Source organism: Streptomyces sp. NPDC056628 (assembly GCF_042792555.1).
In the GTDB taxonomy this organism is placed as follows: Bacteria; Actinomycetota; Actinomycetes; order Streptomycetales; family Streptomycetaceae; genus Streptomyces.
The window spans coordinates 679,069-694,283 of sequence record NZ_JBHTWG010000001.1 but is presented as its reverse complement, the minus strand read 5'-3'; the positions used below and the strand labels follow the sequence as shown (position 1 = coordinate 694,283).

Here is a 15,215-nt window from a genome sequence, read left to right as displayed (position 1 = left end):
GTGACGGCCCGTCAAGACCGTTGACACCCCGGTCCGGCCCGCCTACGGTTCCCCGCCCAGAGCACGGCCAGGCATCGTCCACGTGTCGACCCCCAGGAGTGCCGGATGCGCCGTACAGCCTCACCTGTCTCGTTGATCCTGCTGGGCCTCGGCACGTTTCTGCTGGTCCTGGCTCCGATGCTGGCCTGGTACGTGACGCCGCGGGCCGCCGTGAACCCCGTCGACATCGACACCACAGCGGTCTACAAGGGCACCGGGAGCGTCTTCGACACCGAGCGGATCGCGACCGTGCCGGACCGGACGATCACCGTCACCCAGCGCGTCCGGGGCGACGTGGCGGCGAGCGAGCGCAGCGGCAACGCCGTCTGGGACGTGGTCACCACCGTCGACACCGACGACACGCTGCCGGCCGCCGACCCGCACGACGCGCTGGACGTCACGCCGCACCGCTGGGTGATGGACCGCAGGACGACCCGGCCGGTGCACTGCTGCCAGGAGAGCCCGTACATCGAGGGCGAGGCGTATCTGAAGTTCCCGTTCGACGTGCGCAAACGCTCCTACCAGTGGTGGGACAACACCGGCGGGACGACGGTGACCATGCGGTACTCGGGCACCGAGAAGGTCCAGGGGTACACGGGCTACCGGTTCACCGCCGAGGTCGCGCCCCGCAAGGTCGGCACCCGGCTCGTCCCCGGCAGCCTCGTCGGCGAGCCCGGGCGGCCGCAGGTGCTGGCCGAGGAGTGGTACGCCAACCACGGGTTCGAGCTGGTCGTGGACCAGCGCACGGGCCGGGTGCTCTACGCCCGGACCGGTCCGCGCCGCACGCTGCGGGCGCCGGGCGGCGACCGGGACGCGGCGGTGCTGCTGGACAGCCGGAAGATCGCGTTCACCACGGCCACGCAGAAGGAGGCCGTGCGCCAGGCCGAGCGGGACAGCGGGATGCTGCGCACGGTGGGCGTGACGCTGCCGATCGGCGCGGCCGTGGCGGGTGGCGTGGCGGCGGTGGCCGGTGCCGTTCTGGTGGTCCGGGGACGAAGGCGCCCGGAATCGACCGGTACGTCGGAGACGCCCCGCCCTTCTCTCACGATGTGACATAACGTCAGCTCCGTTTCGGGCCGAAATTGTCACCCCGGTGAGTAGCCGCGGGGCCGCGGCTGGGCGAAAACTGTCCCCTCCCACCCGGACACAGCCTGTCCATACTCGTCCCATTTCTCGCATTCCCCGCGCCACATCCGCACGCCGCCCAGGACCCTCCACTCCCCCCACAGGAACCCGACCTCGCTCCCCACACCGAGTTCCGCACCCTGACGAGTTGGAGCACCGATGCCCCAGCACGTGCCCTCGCCGCCGCGCGCCACGCTCCCCTGCGCGTCGCGGCACCACCCTTCGACGCTCCCCCCACAACCGCGCCGAATCGTTTTTCTCGCCCATCGCGACCTGGGCAACCGCTCCGCCGGCGGGTCCGAGCTCCTGGTCGACCGGCTCGCCGACGGCCTCACCCGGCTCGGCCACCAGGTCACCCTGCTGTGCGGGGGCCCGGCGGCCTACCGCGACTACCGGGTCGTCTCCGCGGGCGGCCCCTTCGACCACTACCTGCGGGCGAGATCCGCCTTCGCCCGCCAGGTCGGCGACTGCGACCTGCTGGTCGAGGTCTGCAACGGCATGCCCTACCTCGCCCCGCTGTGGCACCGCGGACCGACCGTGCGGCTGGTCAACCATGTGCACACCGACCTGTGGCCGATGCGGTTCGGCGGGCCGCTCGCGCCCGCCGCCCGGCTCGGCCGGTGCCTGGAGCACTGGGCGCTCGCCGGGGCCCGGCAGCAGGGGCTGCTGGTCGCCGTGTCCCCGTCCACGGCCCACGCCCTGCGCGCGATCGGCGTCGAGCGGGAGCGCATCCGCGTCGTGCACAACGGCGTGGAGGAGCCCGGACCGCTCGGCGAACGGTCCCCCGAGCCGCTGTTCGTCGCCGTCGGACGGCTCGTCGAGTACAAGCGGATCGACCTGCTGCTGCGGCTGTGGGAGCGGGTGCGGCCCGTGACCGGCGGACGGCTCGTGATCGTCGGGGACGGCCCCGAACGGCGGCGGCTGACGGAACTCGCCGGTCCCGGTGTGGAGTTCACCGGCCATGTCTCCGAGGCGGAGAAGCACCGGCTGCTGTGCGCGGCGTGGCTGCTGCTGCATCCGTCCGCCGTCGAGGGGTGGGGGCTGGTCGTCACCGAGGCCGCCGCCCGCGAGACACCGGCCGTCGCCTTCGACGTACCCGGGCTGCGGGACTCCGTCGTGGACGGGGAGACCGGGGTGCTGGCGCGGGGCGAGTCCTCCTTCGCCGCCGCCTGGTGCACGCTGGCGCTGTCCGGGCACCGGCGGGGGCTGATGGGGAAGGCCGCCCGGGACCGGGCGGCGCGCTACCGCTGGGAGCGGACGGTGCGGCAGTTCCGCGCGGTGGCCGCGGAGGCGGTGAGCCGTGGCGGCCGTACGCCGTAGCGGGCCGGCCGGGCCGCACGCGCGAGGCGGCGGCGGCCGGCCGCGCGGCTCCCCGGCGCCCCGGCCCGTCCGGGACCCGTCGCTGCGCCGGTCCCTCGCCCTGTTCCGCGCGTTCCGCCACGAGCAGGACGACCCCGCGTCCTGCTACACCCTCCTCGCCCGGGACGCCGCCGACCAGGTCGAGGAGTACGGCGGTCCCCTCGCCGGGCGGACCGTGGTCGACGTGGGCGGCGGGAGCGGGTACTTCGTCGAGGAGTTCCGGCGGCGGGGCGCCGACGCGTACCTCTTCGAACCGGACCCGCGCGAGCTGGGCGCGCGGCCGCCCGAGGGGGCCGTGGTCGCCGACGGCTATCTGCTGCCCCTGCGCGACGGGGCCGCCGACGTCGCCTTCTCCTCCAACGTGCTGGAGCACGTCGCCGACCCGCAGACCTTCCTGAGCGAGCTGGCCCGGGTGACCCGCCCCGGCGGGCTGCTCTACGTGTCGTTCACCAACTGGCTGTCCCCGTGGGGCGGTCACGAGTGGGCGCCCTGGCACTACCTCGGCGCCGAACGCGCCCGTGCCCGCTACCGGCGCCGCACCGGACGCGACGCCAAGCACACCCTCGGCGAGAACCTGTTCGCCGTGCACGTCGGCAGCACCCTGCGGCAGGTCCGCGCCCGCCACGACGTCGAGATCGTGTCGGCGCGCTCCCGCTACTGGCCGTTCCTCGCGGAGGCCGTCGTGAAGGCGCCCGGTGTCCGCGAGTTCGCCACCTGGAACCTCCTCCTCATCCTCAGGCGGTGTCCACCATGACGACGACCACGGTCCAGGCCCCTCCCCCGGCGGCCGTGCCCACCCCCGTGCCCGCCGCGGGACCGCCCGAGGGCCCGCGGTCCCGGCGCTGGCTGCTGGGGTTCTGGGCCGTGGCGTTCGTGCTGTTCCTCGCGGTGCGGCCGGGGCGGCAGACCTTCGACACCAAGCTGGGCGTGACCACCGATCCGGGGCGGTTCCTCGGCGACCTGGGCCAGTTGTGGCACGACCAGGGCGGCTTCGGCGGTCTGCAGGACCAGTACGCGGGCTATCTGTGGCCGATGCTGCCGTTCCACTGGCTGGCCGGCGCCGTGGGGCTGCCGGTGTGGCTGGCCGAACGGCTGTGGATGTCGCTGATCGTGTCGGCCGCGTTCTGGGGCGCGCTGCGGCTGGCCGAGCGGCTGCGGGTGGGCAACGGCGGCTCCCGGCTGGTGGCGGCCGCCGCCTACGCCCTGTGGCCCGTGTTCACCGTCGTCATCGGGTCGACGTCGGCCGCCGCGCTGCCCGGCGCCTTCCTGCCGTGGGTGCTGCTGCCGCTGGCCGACGAATGGTACGGCGCGCGGGTCGCCGCGCTGCGCTCGGCGCTCGCCGTGCCGTTCATGGGTGGCGTCAACGCCGCCTCCACACTGGCCTCGCTGCTGCCGGCCGCGCTGTACCTGCTGTCCCGGCCGCCCGGGCCGCGGCAGCGCAGGCTGATCGCCTGGTGGGTGCCGGGGGTGCTGCTGGCCACCGCCTGGTGGGTGATCCCGCTGCTGCTGCTCGGCGCCTACGGCGAGAACTTCCTCCCCTACGTGGAGAGTGCACAGACCACGACCGACACCATGGCGGCGACGGAGGCCCTGCGCGGCGCCGGGAACTGGGTGGCCTATCTGCACTTCGGGGAGGCGTGGCTGCCGGCCGGCTGGACCGTCGCCTCGTCCGCCGTGGTCATCGTCTGCTCGGCGCTCGCGGCCGGGCTGGGGCTCGCGGGGCTGGCGCGGCGCGACATGCCGGAACGCCGGTGGCTGGTGCTGACCGCGCTGACGGTCGTGCCGGTCCTGCTCGCCGGGTACGGCGGGGCGTTCGGCGGCCCCTTCCACGGGGTGGTGCAGGACTGGCTGGACGGCGGACTGGCGCCCTTCCGCAACATCTACAAGTTCCAGACCGGACTGGCTCTCGCGCTGGTGCTGGGCCTCGCCCATCTGGCGGGCGTGGCGGCCGAGACGCGCGGCGCCCGGCCGGTGCGCGGACGCCGGTTCGCGCCGCTGGCCGCGGCCGTGCTGGTGCTGCCGGGACTGCTGTGGCCGTATCTGAACGGCTCGATCCTCAACCCGGGGTCCTTCAAGGAGATCCCCGCGTACTGGCGGGCCACGGCGGACTGGATGGAGAAGTACTCCCCGGACGCCCGGGTGCTGGTCGCTCCGGCGACCGCCCACGGCATCCACACGTGGGGCACCACGATCGACCAGCCGCTGGACGTGGTCGCCGCCTCGCGCTGGGCGCAGCGGGACTACGTGCCCTTCGGCACACCCGGCAACCGGCGCGCGATGGACGCGGTCGAGCAGGCCCTGATGACCGGGAGCCAGGTGCCGGGGCTGGCCGGATTCCTGGGCCGGGCGGGCATCCACTACGTCGTCGTCCGCAACGACCTCGACCCCGACCAGATCGGTGCCGTCCCCACCACCACGGTGAAGCGGACCCTGGAGCAGTCCGGGTACGAGCGGGTGACGGGCTTCGGGCCGGTCATGACCGGCGGGCGGATCGCCCCGGACACCCCGCTCCAGGTGGAGGGGCTGTATCCGCGGCAGCGCGCGGTGGAGATCTACCGTCCCACCGGCGCGGACGTGACGCGCCCGCACCAGGCCGGGCTGCTGCCGGTGGCCGGCACGGCCGTGGTCTCCGGCGGGCCGGAGGCGCTGCTGCCCCTGGCACCGGAGTTGCGGGGCCGTGCCGCGGTGCTGGCCGGCGACCGTCATCCCGGTCTCGGTGTGCCGCGGGTGCGGGTGACCGGTGACGGGATGCGGCGCGCGGACACCCGGTTCGGGCTGGTCAACGCGAACACGTCCTACACGTACACCGCCGGGGAGCGCAACGCGCCGGGCGCCGCGCAGGACGCGGGCGAGGAGCCGCACCAGATCCTGCCGGTGACCGGGCTCGCCCACCAGACCGTGGCCCAGCTGCGCGGCGCCCGGTCGGTGACGGCGTCCTCGTACGGCAACTGGCTGTTCCATCTCCCGCAGTTCGACCCGGTGAACGCCTTCGACGGCGATCCGGCGACGGCGTGGGCCGAGGGCTCGGCGGGGTCGCCGGACGGCGAGTGGCTGCGGATCGACTTCGCGGGCGGGCCGTACGACATGCCGTCGTCGTTCGAGGTGGCGCCGCTGCCGCAGGAGGGGGTGCGGGCCGCGCCGACGCGGGTGCGGGTGGAGACGGAGAAGGGGGAGCGCAGCAGCGTCCTGCGGCCCGACGGGTCCGTGCAACCGGTGAGGGCGGCCGCGGGCGCGACCCGCTGGATGAAGCTGACGGTCACGGACTCCGTGTCCCGGCGGGCCGGACTGACCGGCGCGGGGTTCTCGGAGATCGCCCTGCCGGACGTGCGGGTGACCCGGATGCTGCGGCTGCCCACCGACGCCGGTAACTCCCCCGCCGACGCGGAGATCGTCTCCCTGTCCCGGGCCGCCGACCCCACCGGCCTGTCCGCGACGGGCACCGAGGCGGGCCTGCACCGGCGCTTCACGACCACCACGGCCGGGACCTACGAGCTGCGGGCGCAGGCGGTGCCGGTGCCCGGCGAGGCCCTGGACCGGCTGCTGTACACGGTGGCGCCCGAGCAGCGGGAGCGGATCGTCGCCACCGCCGACTCCACCGCCCGGCTCGGGGCGGGACTGTCCGCGCGCAACCTCACCGACGGCGACCTGACGACGGCGTGGATCGCGGGCGACCGGCCCACGATCCATCTGACCTGGCCGGGGAAGCAGGCGGTGGGCGAGATCGTGCTGGCGCCGGCCGGCGGCCTGTCCACCCGGGCCACCGAAGTGCACATCTCCTCGCCCGACGGGGCGGCGATCGCGGGCGTCGACCAGAACGGCGTGGTCCGCTTCCCGCCGATCACCACCGACCGGCTGGACGTCACGATCACCGGGACGGCGCCGCTCACCCTGCACAACCCGGTCGTCGACGAGGACCTGCGGCTCCCGGTGGGCCTGACGGAGGCGTACGTCCCGGCGCTCGACGCGTACCGGACCCCGCGGCCGGAGGCCGACCGGCCGTTCACCCTTGCGTGCGGCAAGGGCCCGGTGGTCGCGGTGGACGGTGAGCTGTACGAGACGGGCGCGCGCGGAACCGTACGGGACCTCGTGGAGCGCCGGCGGATCGAGGTGACGCTGTGTCAGCGAGGCCGGGACGAGGCCGGGGTGCGGCTGTCCGCCGGGGAGCACCGGGTCGAGGGCGGTGACGCCGGCCCGCTCGCGCTCACCGGGGTGACGCTGACCCGCGGCACGGTCGCCGGGGCCCCCGCGTCCGCGCGGGAGCTGACGGTCCGGGACTGGCTGGGCGACCGGCGCACCCTGTCGGTGGGCTCCGGGGCGGCGAGCTACCTCACCATGTACGAGAACTTCAACGACGGCTGGCGCGCCACACTGGACGGCGAGGAGCTGACGCCGGTCCGGCTCGACGGGTGGCAGCAGGGCTGGCGGATCCCGGCGGGCGCCGGGGGCACGGTCCGGCTGTCGTACGAACCGGCGGTGACGTACGAGGCCGGGCTGATCGGCGGCGCGGTCGGGCTCGCGCTGCTCGTGGGGCTGGTGCTGTGGCGGCGCCGGGAGCCGGACCCGGACGGGCCGCGGCCCACGCCGCCGCTGCCGGGGCTGTGGCCGGGCACCGTGGCGCTGACGGTGGTGGCCGTGCTCGTCGCCGGGTGGCTCGCACTGCTGGTCCCCGCGCTGGCGCTGCTCGCGTGGCGCCGGCACACGCTGCTCGTGCCGCTCGCGTTCGTGACCCTCGCGGGGGCGGGGATCGTCGCCGCCGTGGGCGGCGGGGAGCCGGTGGCGGCCGGGCGGGGCGCGTTCGGGCACACGGCCCAGCTGCTGGCACTCATAGGGCTGTTCGCCGCGCTCGTGAGCGTCCGCGAGCGGCCGGAGGAGACCCGGACACCGGCCGGTGCGCCACCGGACGGCCCGCTGCCGGACCTGCCCCACCGGGAGCGGGGACAGAGCCCCCGGGGCGCGCCCTCGCAGCCGCCGCGCCCCGCCGCGGGCCCGACCCTGTCCGCGCGCGGCCCCGGCGCCCCCGGCCCGGACCTTCCGGCCCCGCGCACGGCGACGGACGACTCCGCGAAGGGCCAGGGCACATGACCGCGCTCCAGCGCCCCGCGCGGGCCGCCGCACCGGTCCGGGTGCCGTTCCCCGTCGTCGACGAGGTGGCCCGGCACTGCCTCCAGGAGGAGGAGCCGGAGACCGTGCACATCGAGGTGCACCTGCCGGGCCGGCTGGACGAGGCACGGCTGCGCGCCGCCTTCGCCGAGGCGCTGCGCCGGCATCCGCGCGTGCTGATGCGCGAGGCGCCGGGGCGGTGGTACCGGCTCCGGTACGCGTGGGAGCTGACGGCGGAGCCGGACGTGGAGGTGGTGCGCTTCCCGCCGCCGGGGCGGAACGCCCTGCGGGACGCGCGGACCCGGGCGCTGGCCGAGGCGCCCGCGCTGTCCTCGTCACCGCCGGTCAGGCTGGAGGTGGTCCGGGCGACGGGGCCGGTCGAGGGCAGCGAGGCGGGTGACGCGGTCGGGGTGCCGCCCCGGGACGCGGGCCGTCCCGCGCCGGACGCGGGGGCCGGCTCCGTGCTGTTCCTGACCCTCAACCACACCGCCCTCGACGGCCCGGCCTGTCTGCGGGTGCTGGCCACCGCCGCCGAGCTGTACGGCGGGCGGGACAACTCCCCCGCCGCGCCCCCCGTGCGCGGCGCACCCGGGACACCTCCGCCCGCCGACGCCGCCCCGTCCCCCTGGCGCCGTCCCGCCCGGGTCGCCCCCGGCACCCCCGAGCCCTCCCCCGGCAACGGTCTGCTCGTCACCGAACTGCCGCTGCCCCGCCGCCCCCGGGGCGCCCCCTACACCGTCAACGACCAGCTCATGGTCACCACGGCCCTGACCCTCGCCCACTGGAACCGCGAGCACGGCGCCCGCCCCCGCCATCTGCGCGTCACCATGCCGGTGGACGACCGCCCCCGCGACGCCGGCATGCCCATCGGCAACGGCACCCGCCTGGTCGAAGTGGCCTTCACGCACGAGGAGTTGACGCCGAACCCGGACCGGATGCCCGCCCTGCTGCAGCGCACGGCCGCCCGGACCCGGGCCCTCAAGGCCCGGCCCCGGCCCCAGCTCGGACGCGGGGCGGCCCTGCTGACCGCCCCGGTGACGCCGGTCGCCTGGCGGGCCGCCCTCACCCGGGGGCTGCGCCGGGCCGCCGCGCCCTGGACGTCCACGACGCTGCTCAGCAACATCGGCCGGATCCCGTACGCCCTGGACTTCGGCGAGGAGGCGGGACGCGCGCACGCCGTGTGGTTCTCGGCGCCCGCCCGGATGCCGCGCGGCCTCACCGTCACCACCGCCTCCACCGCGGGCCGGCTCCATCTCGCCCTGCGCTGGTCCCGGGCCCTGCTCGGCCACGGCGACGGCGCCCATCTGCGGGACCTCTTCGAGCACTATCTGCACACCACGGAGGTGGACCCGTGAACACCACCGCGCCCTCGCGCCACGGCGGCCTCCGGGACTTCTACGAGGACCCCGCCGTCCCGGTCGCCTCCGGCACCCCCCGCTCCCTGCGCCAGGCCCGCATGCTGGCCACGGCCCTCGGAACGGCCGGTACGGCACCGCGCACCGTCCTCGACATCGGCTGCGGCGACGGCACCGCGGCCGCCACCGCCGCCCCGCTCCTCACCGGTCACCGGATCGTCGGCGTCGACTGGTCCCAGGACGCCCTCCAGCGGGCCCGCGCCCGGCTGCCGTACGCGATCCGGGGTGAACTGACCGGCACCGGGCTGCCCTTCCAGGACGGGTCCGTGGACGCCGTGCTGTTCAGCGAGGTCGTCGAGCATCTCGTCGACCCGGACTCGGCACTGGACGAGATCCGCCGCGTCCTGCGCCCCGGAGGCCATCTCATGCTGTCCACACCGAACCTGGCCGCCTGGTACAACCGCGCCCTGCTGCTCGCCGGGGTCCAGCCGGTGTTCTCGGAGGTGAGTCTGCGGGCGATCCACGGGCGGCCGGGGCGGGAGGTCGTGGGGCATCTGCGGCTGTACACGGCGCGTGCGCTCAGGGAGTTCGTGGCCGCGTCCGGCTTCGAGGTCGTACGGCTCGCGGGCGCGCCCTTCCACGGGGTGCCGCGTCCGCTGCGGGCGCTGGACCGGCTGGCCTGTGCCCGACCGTCCCTCGCGTCGATCCTGCTGCTGCACGCGCGCCGGACGTAGGGGGCGTGGACCATGTGGTGGGGAGTGGCGGCGGCCCTGTTGGCGAACACCCTGTACAGCGTCGGGTTCGTGCTGGAGAAGCGGGCGCTGGGCTCCCTGCCGGAGGTGACGATCCGGCAGCCGGCCAGACTGCTGGGGCTGGTGCTGCGCAGTCCGCTGTGGATCGGCGGGTCGCTCTCGCTGGCGGCCGGGTTCGGAGCGCAGCTCGCGGTGTACCGGACCCTTCCGGTCGCGGCCGCGCAGGGCATCTTCGTCTCCGGTCTGGTCCTGCTGGTCCTGCTGTCGGCGCGGCTGCTGGGCGAGGAGACGACCGCGCGGGAGCGGTACGCGCTGGCCGCCATCCTGCTCGCCCTGCTCATGGTCGTGCTGTCCCTGAAGGAGGGCTCGGACCAGGTCGGCCGGGATGCCCCGTACCCGCTCATCCTGCTGGTGTGCGTGCCGTCCCTGGCGGCGGGCGTGTGGCTGTACGGCTCCGCCGAGCGGCGCACCCGGCACCGGCACCGCATGCCGACGACCGGTGTCGAGTACGGCGTGGCGGTGGGCCTGCTGTACGGGGTCAGCTCACTGGCCATCAAGGGCGTGTCGAGCCGCCTGTCCTCGACCGCTCCCGGCGCCGCCCTGCTCGACCTGCTGCGCTCCCCGTACCCGTATCTGCTGTTGTTCACCGGGGTGTTCGGGCTGGTCATGTCACAGGCGGCGTTGCAGCGCTGCCGGGCCTCGCTGATCGTGCCGGTGTGCACGACGGTGACCTGCCTGTACACGGCGGTGCTCGGCACGCTCTCGTTCGGCGAGTCCCTGCCCCACGACCCGGCGCGGGTCGCGCTGCGTCTCGCGGGCACGGTGCTCGCCGTCGCCGTACTGCTGGCCATGCCCAGGCACGATCCGGCTCCTCGACCCCGCTTCGATGCCAAGGAGTTGACACCCCCATGAGACCCGACGACCCGCTGCTCCAGATCCTGGCCTGCCCGCTCGACAAAGGCCCCTTGCGTCTCGTGCCGCCGGACGAGGCCCTCTACAACCCGCGGCTGCGGCGGCGCTATCCGATCGTGGACGGCGTCCCGCAGCTGCTGCCGGACTCCGGTGAGCAGGTCACCGACGACGAGCACGAGGCCCTGCTGAGACGGCTCGCCCCCTGACCGACCCGACGACGACCCGGACGGACCCATGACCCCCACCCTCACGGCCCGGCTGGCGCCGTTGCTGCCCGCGCGGCTGGTCGCCGCGACAGCGCGGGCCGTCTACCCGCGCTTCGAACCCGAGCTGGCCCGGCTGGGCGAGCTGTGCCCGCCCGACTGCGGCACGGCGGTGGACGTCGGCGGCTGGTACGGCCCCTGGACCCGCCGGCTGTGCGGCCGGGCCCGGCAGGTGGTGGCCGTCGAACCGGTCCCCCGGCTGGCGCGGCTGCTCGCCGCGGGCGCACCGGCGAACCTGCGCGTGGTGCGGGCCGCCGCGGCCGACCGCCCCGGCACGGCACGGCTGTGGCTGCCGCCGGACGACGAGGGCGACCGGGGCGTGTCGTCGCTGGTGCGCCGGGACATCCACGGGCAGGCGCTATGGGTGCCCTGTGTCGCCCTGGACGATCTGGGGCTGCGGGACGTCGGCTTCGTCAAGATCGACGTGGACGGCGCCGAACTGGCCGTCCTGCGCGGCGCGACCGGCATCCTCGCCCGGGACCGGCCCGCCGTGTTCGTGGAGCTGGAGTCGCGTATCCAGCCGCCCGGCCCGGTACTGACCTATCTGTCGATGCTCGGCTACGAGGGCTGGGTGCTGCCGGGCCGTTCCTGGGTGCCGCTGGCGTCGTTCCCGCTGGAGGCGCACCAGGCCGCGACGTCGCACGTCGTCGCGCTGGGCCTGTTGCGCCGGGTGCTGCCGTTCCGCGGGCCCCGCTACGTCAACTCGGTGCTGTTCCTGCCCGACGGCCGCCGTCCTGGCGGGCCGGTGCGCGAGCATGGGTCCCATGTCCTCCGCGAAGCGCCCCGCCGGCGGGCCGCATGCCGCCGGTCCGTTCACTCCGCTGCACTTCCAGCTCGTCCTGCTGCGCCGGATGGCCGACCACAACCCCGGTCTGGTCGAGGACGCGCGCCGTGAGCTGGGGGTGTCGTTGGCCGGGATGCGCGAGGCGAACAAGCGCTGGCAGGCGATGGTCCGCTCGCCCCGGGCGCGCGGCTCCGCCGCCCGCTACCGCTCGGTCCTGGGCCCGCCCGAGTCGGTGCTGTCCCGCAGGGTCGGTGATCTGGACTGCGAGGCATGGCGGTGGCCGGTGCCGCTGTGGCCGACGCTGCGGTTCGAGGTGCTGCTGGCGCCGGGCGGGGCGGTGTGGAACGAGTGGCTGGTGCGCGCCCCGGACGCCCCGGCGCCGGTGCTGGGCACCCTGGACGACCTCACCCCCTGGTCGTGCACGGTCGACGAGGTGGCCCGCGCCTTCCCCCCGGCCCGCCCGCTGGAGGGCAGCGCCCCGACCCGCTGGGGGCTGGCGTTCACGGCACCGGACGGTCCGGGGGCGCCGCGGGAGGTGACCGCCGAGTTCACCTGGGGCCTGCTGCAGCGGGTGGCGGTCGCCGACTAGCGTGCGGCGGCCAGGATCGCCTCGGTGACGCGGGGCACCGAGCCCGGGTGCACGGACAGGAACAGGTTCGGCTCGACGAGTTCGAGTTCCATCACCTGCGGCCGCCCGTCGTCCCCGTCGACGAGGTCCACGCGCGCGTAGAGCAGCCCGGCCGCGCCCGGTACGGCCGCCAGGGCGCGTTCGGCGACGTCCCGTTCGGCCGGGGTGGGCGCCCAGGGCTCCAGGCCCGGGTGGGCCACCTTGCGCTGGTCGTAGGGTGTGCCGGCGGTGAGGACGGCGCCCTTGCGGCTGGCGTGCAGCAGGCGCCCGCCGCAGTACTGCAGCGCCCGCTCGCCGCCGGTGTCGATGGCCCGCGCATAGGGCTGGACCATCGCGGTGAGGCCGTCGGCGTGCATCCGGGCGAGCTGCCGCAGCGCGGTGCCGTGCTCGTGCGGCGCGTACCGGGCGGCGAACCGGGCGCCCGCGCCGGACGTGGGCTTCACGACGAACTCGTGCCCGTCGGGCAGACCGGGGCTGTCGCCGGGGGCGACATAGCGGGTGGGCACGACGGGGACGCCGGCCGCCGCGAGGTCGCCGAGGTAGCGCTTGTCGGCGTTCCAGCGCACCACGGACGCCGGGTTGGCGAGCCGGGTCGCCGCGCCGCACCGCTCGGCCCAGTCGAGGAACTCGGCGGCCCGCCAGCTGTAGTCCCACGTGGAACGGATCACCGCGAGGTCGTACGCGCCCCAGTCGACGCCGTCGTCGTCCCAGAACACGGCGTCGGCGGCGGCGCCCGCCTCGTGCAGGGCGCGCACCAGCACCGGCAGGTCCCGGTCCTCGCTGACGTCGGGCCGGGGACGGCAGGTGACCAGGGCTATGCGGGGCACGACGGGCTCCTCCAGGCGGGGGCGGACGGGGGCGCTGCGCAGGCTAACAAGCGCGCGGGAGGGAACCGGGGCGGACCGCTTGACCTTCCCCTTCGGGGAAGCCACAGCATCGGTGCGAACGACCGAGGGGGGACCGGGTGCGCGAGGACGAGCTGACGATCGGGGCCTTCGCCCGGGCCTGCCGGCTGTCGCCGAAGGCCCTGCGGCTCTACGACGAGCTGCGGCTGCTGCGGCCGCGCCGGGTCGACCCCGGTACCGGCTACCGCTACTACGCGGTGGGCCAGTTGGAGCAGGCCCGGCTGGTGGCGTGGCTGCGCCGGCTGGGGATGCCGCTGGCCCGCATCCGCGAGGTGTGCGCGCTGCCTCCGGCCGCCGCCGCCCGGGAGATCCGCGCCTACTGGGCGCGGGTCGAGGCCGACACGGCCGCGCGGCGGGACCTCGCCGGGTTCCTCGTCGGACATCTGCTGACGGAACCGAGGAAGGACGACACCATGCTGGAACTGCGCTACTGCGCCGGATCGGACCGGGGCCTGGTCCGCCCCGCCAACCAGGACACCGCCTACGCGGGGGGCCGGCTGCTCGCGGTGGCCGACGGCTTCGGCCCGGCGGGCGCGCTCGCCGGCGCCGCCGCGGTGGAGGCGCTGCGCTTCCTGGACACGGACGAGCTCCCGGCGGGCAATGTGCTGAACGTCCTGGAGGAGGCGGTCCGGGGCGCCACGGAGGCGGTCCGGGACGCGGCCGGCGGCGGCGGGGAGGCCGGGACGACGCTGACGGCCCTGCTGTGGACGGGCTCGCGGCTGGCCCTGGTGCACATCGGGGACAGCCGCGCCTATGTGCTGCGCGACGGGGCCCTGTTCCGCATCACCGACGACCACACGGTGGTGCAGTCGCTGATCGACGAGGGCCGGCTGACGCCGGAGGAGGCCGTCACCCATCCCCAGCGGTCCCTGCTGGTCAAGGCCCTGTCCGCCGGCACACCGCCCGACCTTCGGCTCCAGGACGCCCAGCCCGGCGACCGCTATCTCGTCTGCTCCGACGGCCTGACCACCGCCGTCCCCGACGCCCGCGTCCGCGGGCTGCTCGCCTCCGCCGCCGGCCCCGACGACGCCGTACGGGCCCTCATCGAGGCGGCGAACGAGGCCGGCGGCCCGGACAACGTCAGCTGTGTGGTGGCGGACGTGGTGGACCGCGCGGCCTGACCGCGCCCCCGGGCGGCGTCCCGTACGGCAGGATCGGTGCCATGTCGCTCACCGGAACGGACGCCTACGCCACGGAAGTTGCGCTCCCGCCGCTGGTCGGGCGCGCCCTCGCCGTGGCCCGCGCCCACGGGTTCGTCCACTCCTGCCGCCCGGAGCAGGGTCGGCTGCTGTACGCCCTCGCGGGCGGCGCCGGGCGGCTCATCGGTGAGACGGGCACGGGCTGCGGGGTGGGCCTGGCCTGGCTCGCGGAGGGCGCCCGGCCGGGGGTGCGGCTGGTCAGTGTGGAGCGGGACGCGGAGCGGGCCCGGCTCGCCGCCGAGGTGTTCGCCGGCCGGCCGGAGGTGGAGGTGCTGCACGGCGACTGGCGGCGGATCGGGGAGCGGGGGCCGTACGACCTGCTGGTGCTGGACGGGGGCGGTGCCGCCAAGGGCGGGGACGACGGCGCGGCCGACCCGGCACGGCTGCTCGTGCCGGGCGGCCGGATCGTCGTCGACGACTTCACCCCGGCCACCGGCTGGCCCCCGCTGTACGGCGGCGAGGTGGACCGGCCCCGGATGCACTGGTTGCGGCACCCGGCGCTGGACACCGTGGAACTCCCGCTCGCCGGGGACCTGGCGGCGCTGGTGGGGGTGCGGCGCGGGGACACCCCTTAAGGGGTGTCGTCCGGTTCCCAGTCGAGGAGGCGGACCTTGGCCACCGTGCGGACGTGGCGGCGCATGGCCGCGGCCGCCCGCGACGGCAGGCCACGAACGGCGCCCTGGTGCTGGCCGCCGCGCCGGACGTGGACCGGGAGCGTTTCTTCCGGCAGCTGATGGTGTACGGAGGAATCGTGGTGGCCGTGGTGCCCGCGGTGGTCTGGCTCGCGATGGTCG

General features: G+C 75.6%; 13 protein-coding genes and 1 pseudogene. 12 read left to right on the top strand and 2 right to left on the bottom strand.

Annotation, left to right across the window (positions count from 1 at the left end):
• Nucleotides 1-105 precede the first annotated feature (105 nt).
• From ACFRAC_RS03090 to ACFRAC_RS03045, 10 genes are all read left to right on the top strand, one after another.
• Nucleotides 106-1,092: a DUF3068 domain-containing protein gene (locus ACFRAC_RS03090; protein WP_382919827.1), complete on the top strand. Its 987-nt coding sequence runs from the start codon at nucleotides 106-108 to the stop codon at nucleotides 1,090-1,092.
• Between the two features lie 231 nt (nucleotides 1,093-1,323).
• Complete coding sequence (locus ACFRAC_RS03085; RefSeq protein ID WP_382919826.1) at nucleotides 1,324-2,484, top strand: glycosyltransferase family 4 protein; 1,161 nt, start codon at nucleotides 1,324-1,326, stop codon at nucleotides 2,482-2,484.
• 82 nt (nucleotides 2,485-2,566) lie between these two features.
• Complete coding sequence (locus ACFRAC_RS03080) at nucleotides 2,567-3,277, top strand: class I SAM-dependent methyltransferase (RefSeq protein ID WP_382919935.1); 711 nt, start codon at nucleotides 2,567-2,569, stop codon at nucleotides 3,275-3,277.
• Nucleotides 3,274-7,605: an alpha-(1->3)-arabinofuranosyltransferase family protein gene (locus tag ACFRAC_RS03075; protein ID WP_382919824.1), complete on the top strand. Its 4,332-nt coding sequence runs from the start codon at nucleotides 3,274-3,276 to the stop codon at nucleotides 7,603-7,605. The genes ACFRAC_RS03080 and ACFRAC_RS03075 overlap by 4 nt, the downstream gene beginning before the upstream one ends.
• Nucleotides 7,602-8,978 carry a condensation protein gene (locus ACFRAC_RS03070; protein WP_382919823.1) on the top strand — a complete coding sequence of 459 codons (1,377 nt, stop codon included), beginning with the start codon at nucleotides 7,602-7,604 and terminating at the stop codon, nucleotides 8,976-8,978. The genes ACFRAC_RS03075 and ACFRAC_RS03070 overlap by 4 nt, the downstream gene beginning before the upstream one ends.
• Entirely contained in the window at nucleotides 8,975-9,712 is a 738-nt protein-coding gene (locus ACFRAC_RS03065; RefSeq protein ID WP_382919821.1) for a class I SAM-dependent methyltransferase, read from the top strand. The genes ACFRAC_RS03070 and ACFRAC_RS03065 overlap by 4 nt, the downstream gene beginning before the upstream one ends.
• Before the next feature lie 24 nt (nucleotides 9,713-9,736).
• Nucleotides 9,737-10,642, top strand: a complete 906-nt coding sequence (locus tag ACFRAC_RS03060) for a hypothetical protein (protein WP_382919933.1) — start codon at nucleotides 9,737-9,739, stop codon at nucleotides 10,640-10,642.
• Nucleotides 10,639-10,848: a Trm112 family protein gene (locus tag ACFRAC_RS03055; protein WP_361344493.1), complete on the top strand. Its 210-nt coding sequence runs from the start codon at nucleotides 10,639-10,641 to the stop codon at nucleotides 10,846-10,848. The genes ACFRAC_RS03060 and ACFRAC_RS03055 overlap by 4 nt, the downstream gene beginning before the upstream one ends.
• A 28-nt stretch (nucleotides 10,849-10,876) precedes the next feature.
• Nucleotides 10,877-11,800 carry an FkbM family methyltransferase gene (locus ACFRAC_RS03050; protein ID WP_382919819.1) on the top strand — a complete coding sequence of 308 codons (924 nt, stop codon included), beginning with the start codon at nucleotides 10,877-10,879 and terminating at the stop codon, nucleotides 11,798-11,800.
• Nucleotides 11,727-12,278, top strand: a complete 552-nt coding sequence (locus ACFRAC_RS03045; protein WP_382919931.1) for a hypothetical protein — start codon at nucleotides 11,727-11,729, stop codon at nucleotides 12,276-12,278. Before ACFRAC_RS03050 ends, ACFRAC_RS03045 begins: the two co-directional genes overlap by 74 nt.
• Here ACFRAC_RS03045 and ACFRAC_RS03040 read toward each other — a convergent pair.
• A complete protein-coding gene (locus tag ACFRAC_RS03040; protein WP_382919818.1) occupies nucleotides 12,275-13,144 on the bottom strand; it encodes a RimK family alpha-L-glutamate ligase in 870 nt (289 codons plus the stop codon). The genes ACFRAC_RS03045 and ACFRAC_RS03040 overlap by 4 nt on opposite strands.
• 137 nt (nucleotides 13,145-13,281) lie before the next feature.
• Here ACFRAC_RS03040 and ACFRAC_RS03035 point away from each other — a divergent pair, with 137 nt between their 5' ends.
• Entirely contained in the window at nucleotides 13,282-14,343 is a 1,062-nt protein-coding gene (locus ACFRAC_RS03035) for a MerR family transcriptional regulator (protein ID WP_382919816.1), read from the top strand.
• Nucleotides 14,344-14,384: 41 nt separating this feature from the next.
• Nucleotides 14,385-14,996: an O-methyltransferase gene (locus ACFRAC_RS03030; protein ID WP_382919815.1), complete on the top strand. Its 612-nt coding sequence runs from the start codon at nucleotides 14,385-14,387 to the stop codon at nucleotides 14,994-14,996.
• On the opposite strand, the pseudogene ACFRAC_RS03025 reads toward ACFRAC_RS03030, so the two are convergent.
• Nucleotides 14,993-15,082 (bottom strand): annotated as a pseudogene (locus tag ACFRAC_RS03025) (GntR family transcriptional regulator); the annotation flags it as partial. The gene ACFRAC_RS03030 and the pseudogene ACFRAC_RS03025 overlap by 4 nt on opposite strands.
• Nucleotides 15,083-15,215 lie beyond the last annotated feature (133 nt).

Excerpts from the sequence above, each read along its gene's own strand:
- ACFRAC_RS03090 (WP_382919827.1), top strand. The coding sequence starts at position 106 with ATGCGCCGTACAGCCTCACCTGTCTCGTTGATCCTGCTGGGCCTCGGC.
- ACFRAC_RS03085 (WP_382919826.1), top strand. The coding sequence starts at position 1,324 with ATGCCCCAGCACGTGCCCTCGCCGCCGCGCGCCACGCTCCCCTGCGCG.
- ACFRAC_RS03075 (WP_382919824.1), top strand. The coding sequence starts at position 3,274 with ATGACGACGACCACGGTCCAGGCCCCTCCCCCGGCGGCCGTGCCCACC.
- ACFRAC_RS03070 (WP_382919823.1), top strand. The coding sequence starts at position 7,602 with ATGACCGCGCTCCAGCGCCCCGCGCGGGCCGCCGCACCGGTCCGGGTG.
- ACFRAC_RS03055 (WP_361344493.1), top strand. The coding sequence starts at position 10,639 with ATGAGACCCGACGACCCGCTGCTCCAGATCCTGGCCTGCCCGCTCGAC.
- ACFRAC_RS03050 (WP_382919819.1), top strand. The coding sequence starts at position 10,877 with ATGACCCCCACCCTCACGGCCCGGCTGGCGCCGTTGCTGCCCGCGCGG.
- ACFRAC_RS03030 (WP_382919815.1), top strand. The coding sequence starts at position 14,385 with ATGTCGCTCACCGGAACGGACGCCTACGCCACGGAAGTTGCGCTCCCG.